The following is a 935-nucleotide window of genomic DNA, read 5'->3' on the forward strand; positions in this document are numbered from 1 at the left end:
GCCTGGGGCATGTTCGCGCAGGTGGCCGCATAACCGCTAGCGCACCCAACCATCGAGCCACCAAGGCCGGAATTGACCGACGCAATCAAATTGCTGTGTGCGTACCGAGTTTTAACAGGGCCAGGTTCGAAGATATCGCCGCTCGTTGTTACCGTTTTCATGTCCCAGCTATAGGCGCCATCCTTTTGTGGCTTCGAGCTGAACCGACCCACCCACCCAGCAAAATTGCTCATGGTCTTTTCTCCGTTTCCGGTCAGCGAAAACATGTTGCTGTAGGAGAGGATCTGGGTTGACGTGGATCCGGCGATCACGCCGTTGGCGTTAAAGCTCGTGATGCCGAGGAAATAGGCGTAATCGTCGCTGTAGTTTTGTGGCGTGCATGCGCCGCTTACCGGGTGGCATGTATGCGCATATGTAGACGAAACGGCAAAAGTCTCGTCTTTACCGTCGGCGTCGAAGTCGGTGATGCCGGCACTCGTCGAGATTGCTGCGGACACAGTGTTGAATGCCAGTGTCGCATTGTCATAGACCATCTGTCTGATGGTCTTGCGGGTACCGGCGGTGGGAATGCCTGCCGAGAGGATGACGTCGCTGCCGTAGCGCTCAACCTTGGTCAGGCGCGAGGTGTTGGACAGCGGTGCCTGGTTGTAGGTCATCACGTAGGCTGAGAGGTTCTGGCCGGCCGACTGCACGGCGACCGTCTTCAGCCGGCGGCGCATGTAGGAAAGGTTATAACCATTGCCGGTGATGATGTAGTCGGGGCGGACCTCGTAGGTGAAGCTGACAAGCGTGCTGCCGTAGCTGATCGAGGCGACGTAGCAGACCGGCAGATCGGGGCAGGTGTAAGTGTAGCTGACCGTATTGCCGTTGGTATCGGTGACCGAGGTCAGCAGGAACCGTCCGAGCAGCTGCAGATTGCCGTCCGCGCTTCCAGG

The 935-nt window shown here is 58.1% G+C and carries 1 protein-coding gene; it reads right to left on the reverse strand.

All coding sequences use genetic code 11. The features are described from left to right. On the reverse strand, positions 1-935 hold a 935-nt coding region (locus AC1D35_RS36415; RefSeq protein ID WP_477942896.1), incomplete at both ends, for a hypothetical protein.

Source organism: Rhizobium sp. P1_E6 (assembly GCF_056405875.1).